Source organism: Quadrisphaera sp. INWT6 (assembly GCF_015390235.1).
Lineage (GTDB): Bacteria > Actinomycetota > Actinomycetes > Actinomycetales > Quadrisphaeraceae > Quadrisphaera.
In genome coordinates this window covers 332,004-345,638 of the sequence record NZ_VUOH01000002.1, presented here as the reverse complement: position 1 = coordinate 345,638, position 13,635 = coordinate 332,004, and the positions used below count along the sequence as shown (strand labels likewise).

Sequence of the window (13,635 nt, the reverse complement as noted above, 5' to 3'; positions counted from 1 at the left end):
TCCCCGGTCGGCGCCTGCGGTGCGGTGATGAGTCGTTGGAGGGTCCGTGGCTGGTCTGCTCGAGAAGGTGCTGCGCGCCGGTGAGGGACGCACGCTGCGCCGCCTCCAGGGGATCGTGCGGCAGGTGAACGCCCTCGAGGACGACTTCACGCCGCTGTCCGACGCCGAGCTGGCGGAGGAGACCGACAGGTTCCGCGCCCGCTACCAGGACGGCGAGACCCTCGACGACCTGCTGCCGGAGGCGTTCGCGGTGGTCCGCGAGGGCGCCCGCCGCGTGCTGGGCCAGCGCCCCTACGACGTGCAGCTCATGGGCGGCGCGGCCCTGCACCAGGGCAACATCGCCGAGATGAAGACCGGTGAGGGCAAGACCCTGACCGGCGTCTTCGCCGCGTACCTCAACGCCGTCCCCGGCGAGGGCACGCACGTCATCACCGTCAACGACTTCCTCGCCACGTACCAGAGCGACCTCATGGGCCGCGTGTACCGCCACCTGGGCATGACCAGCGGCTGCGTCGTCGACGGCATGGCCCCGGCCGAGCGCCGCGCCCAGTACGGCGCCGACATCACCTACGGCACCAACACGCAGTTCGGCTTCGACTACCTGCGCGACAACATGGCCTGGAACGCGGGCGACCTGGTGCAGCGCGGCCACCACTTCTGCATCGTCGACGAGGTCGACTCGATCCTCATCGACGAGGCCCGCACCCCGCTGATCATCTCCGGGCCTGCCCAGGGCGACGCGTCCAAGTGGTACGGCGAGTTCGCGAAGATCGTGCGCCGCCTGCAGCGCGAGGTCGACTACGAGGTCGACGAGAAGAAGCGCACCGTCGGCATCCTCGAGCCGGGCATCGAGAAGGTCGAGGACCAGCTCGGCATCGAGAACCTCTACGACTCGGTGAACACGCCCTACGTCGGCTACATCAACAACGCGGTGAAGGCCAAGGAGCTCTTCACGCGCGACAAGGACTACGTCGTCACCGACGGCGAGGTCCTCATCGTCGACGAGCACACCGGCCGCATCCTCGCCGGGCGCCGCTACAACGAGGGCATGCACCAGGCCATCGAGGCCAAGGAGGGCGTGCAGGTCAAGGCGGAGAACCAGACCCTCGCCACCATCACGCTGCAGAACTACTTCCGCCTCTACAAGAAGCTCTCCGGCATGACCGGCACCGCCACCACCGAGGCGGCGGAGTTCCACCAGATCTACACCCTCGGCGTCGTGCCGATCCCCACCAACAAGCCGGTGGCCCGCGCCGACCAGCCCGACCTCGTCTACAAGACCGAGGTCGCGAAGTTCGACGCCGTCGTGGAGGACATCGCCGAGCGCCACGGGAACGGGCAGCCGGTGCTGGTGGGCACCACCAGCGTGGCCAAGAGCGAGTACCTCTCCCAGCAGCTGGCGAAGAAGGGCATCGGGCACGAGGTCCTCAACGCCAAGCAGCACGCCCGCGAGGCGGCCATCATCGCGATGGCCGGTCGCGCCGGCGCGGTGACCGTGGCCACCAACATGGCGGGCCGCGGCACCGACATCATGCTCGGCGGCAACGCGGAGTTCCTGGCCGTGGCCGAGATGACCGAGCGCGGCCTCGACCCCGTCGAGGACGCCGAGGCCTACGACGCCGCCTGGCCCGAGGCGCTCCAGCGCGCCAAGGACGCGGTGTCCTCCGACGCCGCGAAGGTCACCGAGCTCGGCGGCCTGTACGTGCTGGGCACCGAGCGCCACGAGTCGCGCCGCATCGACAACCAGCTGCGCGGGCGCTCCGGCCGCCAGGGCGACCCCGGCGAGTCGCGCTTCTACCTGTCGATGGCCGACGACCTGATGCGCCTGTTCAACTCCGGCCTGGCCGAGTCGATGCTCACCCGCGCGGGCATCCCGGACGACGTCCCGCTGGAGTCGAAGATGGTCTCCCGCGCCATCCAGAGCGCGCAGAGCCAGGTCGAGGCCCGCAACTTCGAGATCCGCAAGAACGTCCTCAAGTACGACGACGTGCTGAACCGCCAGCGCGAGGTCATCTACGCCGAGCGCCGCCGCGTGCTCGAGGGCGAGGACCTGCACGAGCAGGTGGGGCACTTCGTCGCCGACGTCGTGCGCGGCTACGTCACCGCCGCCACGGCCGAGGGCTTCGCCGAGGACTGGGACCTCGACCAGCTCTGGCAGGCGCTCAAGACCCTGTACCCGGTCTCGATCACCGTGGCCGACGTCGAGCAGGAGGCCGGCGCCCGCTCGGCCGTCACCCAGCAGATGCTCCTCGACGAGCTGCTCTCCGACGCCGAGCAGCAGTTCATCGAGCGCGAGCGCACGCTCGGCCCGCAGGTGGTCCGCGAGCTGGAGCGCCGCGTGGTGCTGAGCGTGCTCGACCGCAAGTGGCGCGAGCACCTCTACGAGATGGACTACCTCCAGGAGGGCATCTCGCTGCGCGCCATGGCCCAGCGCGACCCGCTGGTGGAGTACCAGCGCGAGGGCTACCAGCTCTTCCAGGCGATGCTCGAGGGCATCAAGGAGGAGTCGGTCGGCTACGTCTTCAACCTCGACGTCCAGGTGCCCGCCGAGCCCGTCCGCGACGACGCCGCCGGCGTCGCCGGGGAGCAGGCCCCGGCGCTCGTGGCCCCGGGCCTCGAGGGTGGTGGCGCCCCGCAGAAGCTGCAGTACACCGCGCCGTCCGCCGACGGCGACGTCGAGGTCACCGGAGACGACCTCTCCGCACCGGGTGGCAGCCGCCGCGAGCGGCGCGCCCGCAAGAAGGCCTGACCACCGGCAGCCGGCAGCAGCCGGTCGCACCGGCCCGCCGCCCGCGAGGGGGTGGGCCGGTGCGTCAGCCGATCTCCAGCGCGGTGACGCGCCAGCGGTGGTCCACGCCCTCCAGCCGCAGGGCCGCGGCGCGCACGCGCTCGCCGTCCCAGACCACGACGGCCGCCTCGACGACGCCGTCACGAGGGCTGCTCACGCGGACGTGCCGCACCACGGCGCGGGCGGTGCGCCGCCGTCCGCGGACCCTCAGCGCGAGCGAGGCCCGCTGCTGGAGACCGGCGTAGACGTCGGCGGTGAGCCAGCGCACCAGCTGGGCGGCGGGCCGCGCGCCGGTGAGCACCTCCACCGCCGCGAGCACGAGCCCCGAGCACAGCGGCTCCGGGGCGGGCAGCTCGGCCGACGCCGTCGGGCGGGGTGCCACCGCCGGGTCCACGCCGCGGGGGAGCGTGCCGTCGAGGACGAGCGGCAGCACGCCCTGCTGGGCGATGACGGGCGGGCGCCGCCTGCGGGGTGCGCCGAGCGCCGCGGGCTCCGAGCGCGGCGCGGGGACCACCCTCAGGGCGGAGCGCGCGGCCGGCGGCGGGGTGGGCCCCGGGGGCGCCAGCTCGCCGGCTCCGGCGTCGGTGAGCGCGCTCATGCGGCGTCCCGCTCCGGGACCGGTGGCGCGAGGAGGCGCTGGCCCGGTCGCAGCAGGTCGGGGTCGGCGCCGATGACGGCGCGGTTGGCGCGGTACCAGCGGGGCCAGGTCTGGGCGACCTCGGCCGCGGTGGCGCCCGGGGGCAGCGACCGGGCGGCGACGCCCCACAGGGTGTCGCCGCTGGCCACGACGACCTCGCGGGGACCCCGGGGGGCGCCACCTGCGGAAGCGGGCCCGGTCGGGGTGGGCGAGAGCGGGGTGGACGCGCTCGGGGTGGGGGCCGGTGACGCGGGCCAGGTCAGGGGGACCTCCGCCGCTGCCGCAGCGGTCGCCGCCGGCGGAGCGGCAGCAGGAGCCGCGAGCGCCGGACCGGTGACGCCCCCCAGCGCGGCGGCCCCGACGGCTGCGGCCAGGACCCGCCGGAGCAGCAGCGGCGTCAGCGCCGTGCTCAGGGCGTCCAGGCGTGCGCTGGTCCGACCCGCCGCCCGGGCCGCCAGGGCGGCGGCGGTCACGGCGGCCCCGCAGGTCCAGGTCAGGAGGACGGCCCCCGCTCCGACGGCCGCGACGAGACCCACGGCCTCGTCGAGGTCGCCCGGGGCCCGCAGCGGTCCGGTGAGGGCGGTGGTGACGACGGCGGTGGCGAGCTGCGCGCTCGCCACCAGGAGGGCTGCAAGGCCCACCACGGCGCTGCCGCGGCGCAGGTGGTGCGAGCGACGAGCACCGGAGGGGACCTGCGTTTGATGCAGTTTGCTGTCGTTCGGTGTCATGTGGCGATGATGCACGAGCTGCGCCGGGTCGTGGCGGGCCCTGGGCCGTCCTGGGGACCGCTGCCACCGAGCGCACCCGCTCGACCATCCCGGTGTGATCACCTCGGGGGACAGCGGGCGCGCCGAGCCCGCTGCGGCCGCTCGGGCTCGCCTAGCGTGGGTGGGTGCGCTGGGACTCCCTCTTCGCCGACCTGGAGGCCCAGCTCGACACCGCTGGCGCCGACGCGGTCGGCGAGCTCGGCGAGCGCGTGCGCGCGGAGGTGGCCGGGGTGCACCTGCGCGACCGCGTGCGGGGCGCTCGCGGCGAGGCCCTGGGGGTGCGGCTGCTCGGCGGGGCCCGGGTGGACGGCCTCCTGCGCGCCGCCGGCCCCGACTGGCTGCTGCTCGACGAGGTGGCGGGGGAGGCCCTGGTGCCCCTCGGGGTGGTCACCGCGGTGGAGGGCCTGCCCCGGGCGCTGGCCGCACCCGCCGCGGCCGTCGAGGCGCGGCTCGGGCTCGCGTCGGTGCTGCGGGGTGTGGCCCGTGACAGGTCGACCGTGCGCGTGGCGCTGCTCGGCGAGCCGCTGGGCGCCCTGACCGGCACGGTGGACCGGGTCGGCGCCGACCACCTCGAGGTCGCGCAGCACCCCGTCGACGAGCCCCGGCGCGCGGGGGCGGTCCGCAGGTCCGTCGTCGTGCCGCTGGCCGCGCTGGCCTGCGTGCGGCGGGTCGGCCAGCCGCACGGGTGAGGCCCGGCGGCGGCTGGTGGCTCAGCCGAGCAGCGCGTCCTCGTCGTCCGCGGCCGGGCTGGCGACCATGGCGCGGGTCTCCGCGTACTTGCCCTGGATGTAGTCCTCCAGGACCGAGATCTCCACGCGCCACTGCCCGCGGCCGCCGACCTTGATGGCGGGCAGCTCGCCGCTGCGCACGAGCGCGTAGGCCTGGGCGGCGGAGACGCTCAGGGACTCCGCCACGTCGGCGAGGGTCATGAAGCGCGCGGGCACCCCGAGATCCTCCCACGCGGGGTCGTCGCGGCCGTCCCCCGACCGGGAGACGGTCACGGCGCGTGAGTGGTGATCACACGGGCGGCCGGAGGACCACCCGCCGGACCGCGCCCCTCCACCCGGACGGGGCCACCCGGCGTGCGGAGCCGGGCCCGGGGGCCGTCCCGGCTGCCAGGCTGCGCCTCGCCCCCGGGACCCGCGGACGGCGGCCGACGCGCCGCCGTGCGAGCACCCGTCAGCCCGCCCGCCAGCCAGCCCAGGAGACCCGTGAGCACCGCCACCGCTCCCTCGCGCACCCCGGCCTCCCGCGCGGCCACCGCCGCCCGCCTGCGCGCCCCCTCCTGGCGCGACCCCCGGCTGCTGGTGGGGCTCCTGCTGGTCCTGACCTCGGTGCTGCTCGGAGCCCGGGTGGTCGCCGCCGCGTCGAGCACCACCCCGGTGTGGGCGGCGGCCCGCACCCTGGTGCCGGGGGAGGAGGTCCGGGCCGAGGACCTGCGCCGCGTCGACGTCCACGTCGACGGCGGAGCCGGGGGCTACCTGCCCGCCGGGGCACCCCTGCCGGACGGCGCCGTGGTGCTGCGCGAGGTGGTGGCGGGCGACCTGGTGCCGCTGAGCTCCCTGGGCGCCACCGCCGACCTCACCACGCGCCCCGTGGGCCTGCCGGTGAGCGGTCCCGTGCCGTCGGGGCTGGTGGCGGGGGCCCTCGTCGACGTCTGGGTGGTGCCGCCCGCCCCGAGGGGCGGTGCCGCGCCCGCCGGCTCGAGCGCGGCCGCCGCGTCCGCCGCGTCCGCCGCGTCCGCCGCGTCCGGTGCCGCGGCAGCGCCTGTGGCGTCCGGGCCCCACCAGCTCGCCGCGAGCGCCGTCGTCGCCGAGGTCACCACCGACAGCTCCGCCTTCTCCACCGGCCGCGGCGCCGTGGTGCAGGTCGAGCTGGACCCCGCCGAGCTGCAGCAGGCGCTGCAGGCGCTCGCCGACGACGCGGCGGTCTCCCTGGTGCTGGTCCCCGGGTCCACGCCCACGGCGGAGGGCTGAGGTGGCCCGTCCCGCCACCGGGCCCCTCCCGCTGCTGACGGCCGTCCCGGGGCCCGAGGAGGCGCAGCTCGTCGCGCACCTCGGGGGAGTACCGGGCGTCGCCGTCGTGCGCCGCTGCGCCGACCTCGGTGAGCTGCTCTCGGCCAGCGCCGCCGGGCACGGCCGCGCGGCCCTGGTGTCCGCGGACCTGCACCGCCTCGACCGCGACGCGCTCGCCCGCCTGGCGTCCGCGGGAACCGCCGTGGTGGGCGTCCTGCCGCCGGCCGCGCTCGCCCCCCTCACCGCCGGTGCGGCCGCCGCACGCCTCACCGCGCTCGGGATCCGCCACCAGGTCGACGCCGACGCACCGGGCCGCGACGTGGCGGCCGCAGCGATCGCCGCCGTCACCGACCTGGCAGCCGCGAGCGGCGCCGAGGACGACGACCCCGTGGCCTCCCCGTGGGAGGGCCAGCGCACCGCGGCCCGCGCGAGCACCTCGCCGTTCTCGCCCGCGCCGCTCACCGCCTCCGCACCGGCCACCGCACCGGCCACCGCACCGGCCACCGCACCTGCTGCGGCTCCGGTCGGCGCTCCGGTCGTCGCCGCAGCCGTGCCCCGTCCGTCCAGCAGCCCGGAGGCGACCCCGGGGCGCGTCGTCGCGGTCTGGGGCGCGCCCGGGGCGCCGGGCCGCACGTCCGTGGCCACCAACCTCGCCGCCGAGCTCGCCCTCCTCGGCCAGCGCGTCCTCCTCGTCGACGCCGACACCTGGTCGTCCAGCACCGCCCAGGTGCTCGGCCTGCTCGACGAGAGCGCCGGCGTCGCCGCCGCCTGCCGGGCCGCCGCCGCAGGCACCCTCACCCCGGCGCGCCTGCTCGAGCTCGCCCCCGCCGTCCTCCCGGGCCTGGCCGTCCTCACCGGGCTGCCCCGGGCCGAGCGCTGGCACGAGCTGGGCGCCGCCGCCCTGGAGGAGCTGTGGGCGGCCTGCCGCGCCACCGCCGCCTGGACGGTCGTCGACGTCGCCCACCCCCTCGAGCAGGACGAGGAGCTGGTCCTCGACACCGCGGCACCCCGGCGCAACGCCGCCACCACCACGGCGCTCGCGGCCGCGGACCTCGTGCTCGTGGTCGGGCAGGCCGACCCCGTGGGCCTGCAGCGCCTCGTCCGCGCCCTGGGCGACCTCAGCGAGGCCCAGCCGCGCGCGGCGCAGCGGCGGCGCGTCGTCGTCACCCGCGTGCGGGCCTCGGCCGTCGGGCGCGAGCCGGCCGCGCAGGTCGCCGAGGCCCTGGCCCGCTACGCGGGCGTGGTCGACGCGGTCCTGGTGCCCGACGACCGCCCCGCGTGCGACGCCGCCCTCCTGGGGGGCCGCACGCTGGCCGAGGCCGCCCCCGGCTCGCCGGCTCGCGCCGCCCTGGCCGCGCTGGCGGGTCAGCTGGTGGCCGGCGCGGCCGGTGCCCCGGCCAGGCCCCGGCGGCGCCGGTGGGCCAGGATGCGGGCGTGAGCCCCACCTCCGCCAGCACCCTCGAGCGCGTCTACGCGGCGCTCGTCCCGTCGCAGCTGGCGCAGGCCCTCGCCACCGGCTCCCTGCCGCCCGAGGCGCCCGTGCACGCCGTGACCCCGGCCCTGCGGGAGCACTACGCCGAGGGCGACACCGAGGAGCTGGAGCTGGCGGCCATGCTCGACGCGGCCGACTCCTCGCTGCGGCTCCTCGCCGCCGGCGCGGGGGCCGGGGCCGCCGGTGAGCCGGCGCGGCGCCTCGTGCTCGCGGCCGACGTCCCCGCTCGCTCGGTGCGCCCCCGGCCCGCCGCCGACGGCGACCCCGCCGAGGCGCTGTCCCGCGTCGAGCTCGCCGGACCGCTCGCCCTGCGCGCCGTCGTCAGCGCCCACGTGGACGAGGCCGACGCCGAGACCGACGTCGCCGCCGCGGTCCGGGCCCTCCCCGCGGCCGACGCCGGGGACGACGACGCGTCCTTCTCCGTCGACGGCGCCCAGGGCCACGACCTGCTCTGGTACGACGCGACCGAGCTCGCCGAGCTGGCCGACGAGCTCACCGGCCCGTAGCGCTCCCGGCCGGGGCGGTCAGTCGCCCAGCTGGCCCCCGAGGCGGGCGGACAGCTCCCGCTCCTGGTCGCGCAGGGCCCTCACGATCGGCTCCTCGGCGGCCCGCTCGACCCGCGCGCCCACCAGCGGCACCGAGGCCTTGAGGTCACCGGTCACCGAGTGCTCGGTGCCGCCGCGCACCGCCCGCAGGGCGGTGGTCGCGGTCGCCGTCACCGGGGCGCCCGGCACCTGGAGCACCGTGGTGCCGGTGCGCGAGCCGTCGGCGGCCGGGGGCCCCCAGGTGTCGACCTGGTGCAGCCGCAGCGCCGGCCCCACGAAGCGGCGTGCGATGTCGGGCAGCTCGTGGGTGGGCAGCGACCTGTCGACGGTGACGGTGAAGGCGCTCGACCCGAGCGGCTCGGCGCCCTCGACGCGCACGTCCCACTCGAGGGCGTCGCTGGCGGCGCACAGCTCCTCCACCACGGCGCGGTCGGCCAGGAGCGCGGCCACCGCCTCGGGGGTGCCCGGGTAGCGGAGGACGACGTCGAGGCGCATCCCGGCACGCTACGGCCTGGCGCACGCCGCGGCAGCGGGTGGCTAGCCTGGGCCGGTGCCCACCTTGAGCTCGCTCGTGCGTCGGCTCGGCGTCCTGGACGCCGCTGACGAGGAGTGGCTGCACCTCCTCGTCGGCGACTGGCAGATGCTGTCCGACCTGTCCTTCGCCGACCTGCTGCTGTGGGTGCCCGACGCCGAGGGCGGCTTCGTCGTCGTCGCGCACTGCCGCCCGAGCACCGGCGTCACCGTCCACGACGAGGACATCGTCGGCACGCGGATCGCCCCCGGTCAGCGCGAGCAGGTCGACAGGGCCTACGCCGAGGCCCGCATCTGCCGCGACCACGACCCGGAGTGGCTCGACGGGAGCCCGGTCCGCGAGGAGACGGTCCCGGTGGTGCGGCAGGGCCGCGTCATCGGCGTGATGTCCCGCGACACCAGCCTGTCGGTGCCCCGGGCGCCCTCGCGGCTGGAGCGCAACTACCTGCAGTGCGCCGACTCCCTGGCCCGGATGGTCTCCGAGGGCACCTTCCCCCACCAGGGCGCCCCGACCGGCGCCAAGCGCGGCGCCCCGCGCGTCGGCGACGGCCTCGTGCGCCTCGACGTCGACGGCACCGTCGTCTACGCCAGCCCCAACGCCCGCTCCGACTACCGCCGCCTCGGCTTCCAGGGCGACCTGGTCGGCCACTCCCTGGCGGAGGTGACGGCGGGCTCCATCGACAACAGCCACCAGGTCGACGAGACCCTGCCCCTGGTGGTCACGGGCCGCGCGCCCTGGCGCTGCGACGTCGAGTCGCGCCAGGCCGCGCTCTCGCTGCGGGCGGTGCCCCTGCTCGAGGACGGCGTGCGCACCGGCGCCCTCGTGCTGTGCCGCGACGTCACCGAGCTGCGCCGCCGCGAGCAGGAGCTGCTCACCAAGGACGCCACCATCCGGGAGATCCACCACCGGGTGAAGAACAACCTGCAGACGGTCTCGGCGCTGCTGCGGCTGCAGACCCGGCGCATCGGCTCCGAGGAGGGCCGCGCGGCCCTGGAGGAGGCGATGCGCCGCGTCAGCACCATCGCGCTCGTGCACGAGACGCTGTCGTCGGGCTTCGACGAGGTCGTCGAGTTCGACGACGTCATGGACCGCGGCCTGCTCCTCATCGCCAGCCTGGCGGCCAGCTCGGGCGCCGCGAGCACCAAGCGCGTCGGGGCCTTCGGCCAGGTGGGCGCCGAGGACGCGACGGCTCTGGCGCTCGTCCTCACCGAGCTCGTGACCAACGCCGTCGAGCACGGCCTGCGCGGTGGCAGCGGCGTGGTGGAGCTGCGGGCCGAGCGCGACGGCACGTCGCTGGTGGCCGTGGTCGCCGACGACGGCGCCGGTCTCCCGGAGGACTTCTCACCGCAGCGCGGGGGACTGGGCACGCAGATCGTCACGGCCCTCGTGCAGGGCGAGCTGCGCGGGACGATCGTGTGGCGCAACCGCGAGGGCGGGGGCACCGAGGCCGTGGTCAGCGCCCAGCTGCGCGAGCCGCGCGGTGGTGACCGGGGCGAGGCCGCCCGCGCCGACGCGGTCCGCGGCGAGGTGCCCGGGCCCGTCGCGCTCGACAGCGTCGAGGTCGCGGGCTGAGCCGGTGGGTCCGGTGGGTCCCGCAGAACGGGTGGGGGGCCGGTGAGGGGCGGAGACGCGGCGAGGGCCGCTCCCGTCGGGAGCGGCCCTCGCAGGTGGTGCCGGGTCGAGCTGGGTGGCGCGGCGTCAGCCGGCGCGACGGGCCCGGGCGGTGCGGCGCTTCAGGGCGCGGCGCTCGTCCTCGGACAGCCCGCCCCAGACGCCGGAGTCCTGGCCGTTCTCGAGCGCCCACTTGAGGCACGTCTCGACGACGTCGCAGCGACGGCACACGGCCTTGGCCTCCTCGATCTGCAGCAGGGCCGGGCCCGTGTTGCCGATCGGGAAGAACAGCTCGGGGTCTTCGTCGAGGCACGCTGAGCGGTGCCGCCAGTCCATCGATGGGCTCCTCGGATCTCGGGGGTGTCGTCCGGACCCGCCGCTCTTGTGAAGGCGTTCACGAGTCCGAACACGTATATGGGGCGCTCACTGGCGCCCCGTCCTCAGGTATCGTCACAGAGTCCAGTGCGTTGCACAAGGGTTGACTCCGGTGAGTCCTCCGTGGGGCGGCTGTGAGGTGTGAGGGCGCCACCTGCGGTGACGTCCGCCTGTGGTGGTCAACGGTCGAGCACCGCGCGGTGTTCCGCCACCCGGCGGCGGCTAGCGTCGGTGCGTGCCCGCACCAGCCCGTCAGCACCAGCCCTCCGGCGACCCGGCCCGCCGCCCCCGCACCCCCCTGCACCCCGCACTGCTGGTCGCGGCCGGTGCCGTGGTGGTGGAGGTGCTGGCCCTGGCCGGCGTGGTGGTCCTCTACGCCGTCGAGGTCGTCGGCGGAGCCGCCCGCGACGCCGTGGGGGCCACCGCCACCGGGGCGCTCGCCGCGGCGCTGGCGGTCGGACTGGCCCTGTGCGCGAGGTTCCTCGTGGCCGGCCGCCGCTGGGCCCGGGCCCCGCTGGTCACCTGGCAGCTGTTCCAGATCGTGCTCACCGCGCCGCTGGCCAGGGGGCCGCTGTGGTGGGTGGCGGCGGTGTTCGTGGCGCTGTCGCTGGTCGCGGCGGTGTGCCTGGTCTCGCGGCCCGTGGCCGCGCACGTCGAGGACGACGGCGCGGCGCCCCCTGCGCTCTGACCCGCCCTCTGACCCGCGCTCCGGCCGGCGTCAGGTCTGGGTGCCCTCGCCGAGCTCGTCGCGCATCGAGGCCAGCGTCCGCGAGAGCAGCCGGGAGACGTGCATCTGGGAGATGCCGACCTCCTCGGCGATCTGCGACTGGGACATGCCGCGCACGAAGCGCAGCGCGATGATCCGCCGCTCCCGCGCGGGCAGGCGCGCCAGGAGCGGGCGCAGGGCCTCGCGGTCCTCGACGCCGCGCATGTCGTCGTCGTCGCTGGCCAGCCAGGCGCCCGGCGCGTCGGACTCCCCGGCGTCCAGCGGCACCGTGGTGTACGCCCCGGCGGACTCCATGCCCTCCAGCACGGCGTCCTCGTCGACCCCCGCGCGCTCCGCCAGCTCGGCCACCGTGGGTGCGCGGCCCAGCTCCTGGGTGAGCGCGGTGCGGGCGTCGGCGAGCAGGCGGGAGAGCTCCTGCAGGCGTCGGGGCACCCGCACCGCCCAGCCGCGGTCGCGGAAGTGGCGGCGGATCTCCCCGAGCACCGTGGGCACGGCGAAGGCCGAGAAGGGGACGCCGCGGTCGGGGTCGTAGCGGTCCACGGCCTTCAGCAGGCCGATGGTGCCGACCTGGACCAGGTCGTCGAGGGGCTCCCCGCGGTCGGTGTAGCGGCGCGCGAGGTGGCGCACCAGCGGCAGGTGGGCCTCGACGACCCGGTGGCGCAGCGCGGTGCGGGCGGGGTCGTCGGCGCTCATGCGGGACAGCGCGAGCAGGTCCGCGGGCACCTCGACCGGCGGCGCCGCCTGCGGGGGCACCGACGCCCCCGCCGCGCTCACCGCGGCCTCCGGGCCCGGCGCCTCGTGCGCGTCCACCCCAGCCCCTCGCTCAGTCGCCGCGACCGGGACCGTCGTGGCGCAGGCGGATGCAGTGCCTGCCGAGCTCGTCGCGGCCGGTGTCCAGGCCGCTGACGAGGGCCTCGAGCACCGCCCAGGCGAAGCTCTCGCGGCCGGGGAGGGTGCGGGCGGGCCCGCTGACCTCCACCCGCATGCCGGTGCCGTCGAGCTCGAAGCGCGCCCTCAGCACGGGCCGCACCTGATGGCCGGCGGCAGCGCCCTCACCGGCCGGCCCGGGGGCGGGGCGCGCCTCGACGGCGTGGCGGTCGGTCGAGCCGTCCAGCGGCTGCGGCCCCAGGACCAGCGCGCACGCCTCGTCGACGGCGATCCGCAGGTCCTCGATCTCGTCGATCGTGAGGTCGAGGCGGGCGGCCAGGCCCGCCGTGGCCGTGCGCAGCACCGCGAGGTAGGCCGGGTCGGCGGGGACCTCCAGCTCGACGGTGTCGGCGACGGCGGCCGATCCGGCCGCACCGGCACCGCTGAGGCCGCTCGTCCCACCCGCGTCCGTGACCACGACGCCGCCTCCTGGTGCTCGTCCTGCGCCGACCCGTCCATCGTGGACTGCCCGTGACGTCCGGTCGACCCCGGGGTCGACGGCGGGGTCGACGGCGGGGTCGACGGCGGGGTCGACGGCGGGGCCTGCGCCGCGGGTGATCGGCGACCGGCTCCGGTGGCTCAGCCCTGCGCCGAGGCGGCCAGCTGCTCCAGCGCCGGGCCGGTGAGCCGCCAGGTGGTCCACTCGTCCTGGGGGCCGGCCCCGACGGCCGCGTAGACGGCCTGGGCGGAGGTGTTCCAGTCGAGGACCGTCCACTCCAGGCGCCGGTGCCCGCTGGCGACGGCCTCGGCGGCCAGCGCCGCCAGCAGCCGGCGCCCGATGCCGCCACCGCGGTGCTGGGGGCGCACGTAGAGGTCCTCCAGCCAGGTGCCGTGGCGCCCGGTCCAGGTGGAGTAGGTGGTGAACCAGATCGCCGACCCGGCCACCTCCCAGCCGCGGTCGGTCTCGACCTCGGCGACGTGGGCGAACACGCGGGGCTGGTCCCCGAAGAGGGCCGCGGCGAGGTCCTCGGGGGTGGCCTCCACGGCGTCGGGCTCGCGCTCGTACTCGGCCAGCTCGCGGATCATCGCGTCGAGCTCCGCCACGTCCGCCGGCTCCGCCCGCCGCACCCGCACCGCTGCCACCACGCCGACCTCCTCCTCGGCGGGCCGCCCGGCCCGCGCCGCCGCTCACCGTAGGGGCAGGCCACCGACGGCCACCGACGGCCACCGAGAGCCACCGAGAGCCACCGGCGGCCACCGACCGCGGCTGACGGCCGCG

General features: G+C 76.9%; 15 protein-coding genes. 7 read left to right on the top strand and 8 right to left on the bottom strand.

The genetic code is table 11. The annotated features are described in order from the left end of the window. Positions 1–46 precede the first annotated feature (46 nt). On the top strand, positions 47–2,749 hold the full coding sequence (gene secA / locus F1641_RS06600; protein WP_194903825.1) for a preprotein translocase subunit SecA: 2,703 nt from the start codon (positions 47–49) through the stop codon (positions 2,747–2,749). A 64-nt stretch (positions 2,750–2,813) separates the two neighbouring features. On the opposite strand, the gene F1641_RS06595 is transcribed toward secA, so the two are convergent. Both F1641_RS06595 and F1641_RS06590 read right to left on the bottom strand, forming a co-directional pair. Continuing rightward, positions 2,814–3,386, bottom strand: a complete 573-nt coding sequence (locus F1641_RS06595; protein WP_194903814.1) for an Rv3235 family protein — start codon at positions 3,384–3,386, stop codon at positions 2,814–2,816. Beyond that, complete coding sequence (locus F1641_RS06590) at positions 3,383–4,153, bottom strand: LysM peptidoglycan-binding domain-containing protein (RefSeq protein ID WP_194903812.1); 771 nt, start codon at positions 4,151–4,153, stop codon at positions 3,383–3,385. Before F1641_RS06590 ends, F1641_RS06595 begins: the two co-directional genes overlap by 4 nt. A gap of 164 nt (positions 4,154–4,317) precedes the next feature. Between F1641_RS06590 and F1641_RS06585 the strand changes: the two genes are divergently transcribed. Then, positions 4,318–4,881 (top strand): hypothetical protein, encoded by a 564-nt coding sequence (locus F1641_RS06585; RefSeq protein ID WP_194903809.1) that lies wholly within the window; start codon positions 4,318–4,320, stop codon positions 4,879–4,881. Positions 4,882–4,902: 21 nt separating this feature from the next. On the opposite strand, the gene F1641_RS06580 is transcribed toward F1641_RS06585, so the two are convergent. Beyond that, positions 4,903–5,136, bottom strand: a complete 234-nt coding sequence (locus F1641_RS06580) for a helix-turn-helix domain-containing protein (RefSeq protein WP_194903806.1) — start codon at positions 5,134–5,136, stop codon at positions 4,903–4,905. A gap of 267 nt (positions 5,137–5,403) precedes the next feature. Between F1641_RS06580 and F1641_RS06575 the strand changes: the two genes are divergently transcribed. Genes F1641_RS06575 through F1641_RS06565 form a run of 3 tightly spaced genes read left to right on the top strand, consistent with a single transcriptional unit; the run spans position 5,404 to position 8,205 of the window. Continuing rightward, positions 5,404–6,168, top strand: coding sequence for a hypothetical protein (locus F1641_RS06575; RefSeq protein WP_194903804.1), 765 nt, complete (start codon positions 5,404–5,406; stop codon positions 6,166–6,168). A gap of 1 nt (position 6,169) precedes the next feature. Beyond that, positions 6,170–7,645 (top strand): hypothetical protein, encoded by a 1,476-nt coding sequence (locus tag F1641_RS06570; protein ID WP_194903802.1) that lies wholly within the window; start codon positions 6,170–6,172, stop codon positions 7,643–7,645. Next, positions 7,642–8,205, top strand: coding sequence for a DUF6912 family protein (locus tag F1641_RS06565; protein ID WP_206690704.1), 564 nt, complete (start codon positions 7,642–7,644; stop codon positions 8,203–8,205). Before F1641_RS06570 ends, F1641_RS06565 begins: the two co-directional genes overlap by 4 nt. Positions 8,206–8,223: 18 nt before the next feature. On the opposite strand, the gene F1641_RS06560 is transcribed toward F1641_RS06565, so the two are convergent. Continuing rightward, a complete protein-coding gene (locus F1641_RS06560; RefSeq protein WP_194903801.1) occupies positions 8,224–8,739 on the bottom strand; it encodes a DUF2505 domain-containing protein in 516 nt (171 codons plus the stop codon). Between the two features lie 55 nt (positions 8,740–8,794). Between F1641_RS06560 and F1641_RS06555 the strand changes: the two genes are divergently transcribed. Continuing rightward, complete coding sequence (locus tag F1641_RS06555) at positions 8,795–10,348, top strand: sensor histidine kinase (RefSeq protein WP_194903799.1); 1,554 nt, start codon at positions 8,795–8,797, stop codon at positions 10,346–10,348. Positions 10,349–10,474: 126 nt separating this feature from the next. On the opposite strand, the gene F1641_RS06550 is transcribed toward F1641_RS06555, so the two are convergent. Further along, positions 10,475–10,723, bottom strand: coding sequence for a WhiB family transcriptional regulator (locus tag F1641_RS06550; RefSeq protein ID WP_194903797.1), 249 nt, complete (start codon positions 10,721–10,723; stop codon positions 10,475–10,477). A gap of 274 nt (positions 10,724–10,997) precedes the next feature. Here F1641_RS06550 and F1641_RS06545 point away from each other — a divergent pair, with 274 nt between their 5' ends. Beyond that, positions 10,998–11,450 carry a hypothetical protein gene (locus tag F1641_RS06545; protein ID WP_194903795.1) on the top strand — a complete coding sequence of 151 codons (453 nt, stop codon included), beginning with the start codon at positions 10,998–11,000 and terminating at the stop codon, positions 11,448–11,450. 30 nt (positions 11,451–11,480) lie between these two features. Here F1641_RS06545 and F1641_RS06540 read toward each other — a convergent pair whose 3' ends face one another. The 3 genes from F1641_RS06540 to F1641_RS06530 all read right to left on the bottom strand — a co-directional run bounded on the left by F1641_RS06540 (position 11,481) and on the right by F1641_RS06530 (position 13,502). Then, positions 11,481–12,299, bottom strand: a complete 819-nt coding sequence (locus F1641_RS06540) for an RNA polymerase sigma factor SigF (protein WP_309225433.1) — start codon at positions 12,297–12,299, stop codon at positions 11,481–11,483. 13 nt (positions 12,300–12,312) lie between these two features. Then, positions 12,313–12,834 carry a hypothetical protein gene (locus tag F1641_RS23760; protein ID WP_219729507.1) on the bottom strand — a complete coding sequence of 174 codons (522 nt, stop codon included), beginning with the start codon at positions 12,832–12,834 and terminating at the stop codon, positions 12,313–12,315. A 161-nt stretch (positions 12,835–12,995) separates the two neighbouring features. Further along, a complete protein-coding gene (locus F1641_RS06530) occupies positions 12,996–13,502 on the bottom strand; it encodes a GNAT family N-acetyltransferase (RefSeq protein WP_309225432.1) in 507 nt (168 codons plus the stop codon). Positions 13,503–13,635 lie beyond the last annotated feature (133 nt).

What these genes read in the sequence shown, in the direction of transcription:
- F1641_RS06595 (WP_194903814.1), bottom strand. Translation starts at nt 3,386, where the DNA reads ATGAGCGCGCTCACCGACGCCGGAGCCGGCGAGCTGGCGCCCCCGGGG.
- F1641_RS06590 (WP_194903812.1), bottom strand. Translation starts at nt 4,153, where the DNA reads ATGACACCGAACGACAGCAAACTGCATCAAACGCAGGTCCCCTCCGGT.
- F1641_RS06560 (WP_194903801.1), bottom strand. Translation starts at nt 8,739, where the DNA reads ATGCGCCTCGACGTCGTCCTCCGCTACCCGGGCACCCCCGAGGCGGTG.
- F1641_RS06550 (WP_194903797.1), bottom strand. Translation starts at nt 10,723, where the DNA reads ATGGACTGGCGGCACCGCTCAGCGTGCCTCGACGAAGACCCCGAGCTG.